The sequence below is a fragment of the Streptomyces shenzhenensis genome (genome assembly GCF_021462265.1).
Taxonomy (GTDB): Bacteria; Actinomycetota; Actinomycetes; order Streptomycetales; family Streptomycetaceae; genus Streptomyces; species Streptomyces shenzhenensis.
This window is the reverse complement of sequence record NZ_JAJONF010000159.1, coordinates 1-1,137: the sequence shown is the minus strand read 5'-3', so window position 1 is coordinate 1,137 and position 1,137 is coordinate 1. Positions and strand designations below refer to the sequence as shown.

General features: G+C 68.2%; 1 pseudogene. It reads left to right on the top strand.

The window, feature by feature from the left end:
• Positions 1-52: 52 nt before the first annotated feature.
• A pseudogene (locus LQ326_RS47225) lies at positions 53-1,137 on the top strand (integrase core domain-containing protein); the annotation flags it as partial.

Here is a 1,137-nt window from a genome sequence, read left to right as displayed (position 1 = left end):
CTGCTCGGAGGCGGTCTGGCGCGGCATCGCGGTCTGCTGGAACCCTGCCCGGGTGATCGTTTCACTGGTGTATCGGGTGGTACGCAAGCTGCTCCCGGTCCCGGCGGTGCTGCTGCGCCGGGACATGGCCAAGGACGCGGAATTGCTGGTGTTGCGCCACGAGAATGCGGTGCTGCGCAGACAGCTGCCGGCACCGGTGCGGTACGAGCCGGCGGATCGGCTGTGGTTCGCGGCACTGTCCTCGCTGATCCCGCGGCGCCGGTGGGCGCAGGTGTTCCCGGTGACGCCCGCGACGCTGTTGGCGTGGCACCGCAGGCTGATCGCCCGGAAGTGGGACTTCAGCAAGCGCCGGACCAGGTCTGGCAGACCGTCGACGGCGAGAGCGGTGAAGGCGCTGGTGGTGCGGCTGGCCAAGGAGAATCCGCGGTGGGGCTGCCGTCGGATCCAGGGCGAACTGGCTCGGCTCGGGCATTTGATCGGCTCGACGACGGTCTGGGAGATCCTGACGGCGGCCGGCATCGATCCGGCCCCGAGACGCAGCGGGCCGACGTGGCGTGAGTTCTTGACCGCGCAGGCTGAAGGGATCATCGCCTGCGACTTCCTGCACATCGATTTGGTCGACCTGCGCCGGGTGTACGCGCTCGTGTTCCTCGAGCACGGCACACGCCGGCTGCACATTGCCGGCGTGACCGCCCATCCCACGGGGGGCGTGGACGGTGCAGCAGGCGAGAAATCGTGCCGTCGAGTTGGGTGTGCGGGTCGAGTCGCTGCGTTTCCTGCTCTGCGACCGGGACGGAAAGTACACCGAGTCCTTCGATGCGGTCTTCGCAGCCGACAGCATCGAGGTCGTGCGGACCGCGCCTCGGGCTCCCCGGATGAACGCGCACTGTGAACGGATTATCGGCACCCTGCGCCGCGAGGCCCTTGACCACTTGCTGATATGGAATGAGACGCACGCTCGGCAGGTCCTCGATGCCTATGCCCGGCACTGCAACGGTCATCGCCCACACCAGGCCAGGGGACAGCTCCCTCCGCTCGCCCGAGAACACCCAGCGCCCCTGACCGCTCCGACCGCTCGCAGGCTCCTACGCACCCGAGTGCTCGGCGGCGTGATCAACGAGTACAGATACGCGGCTT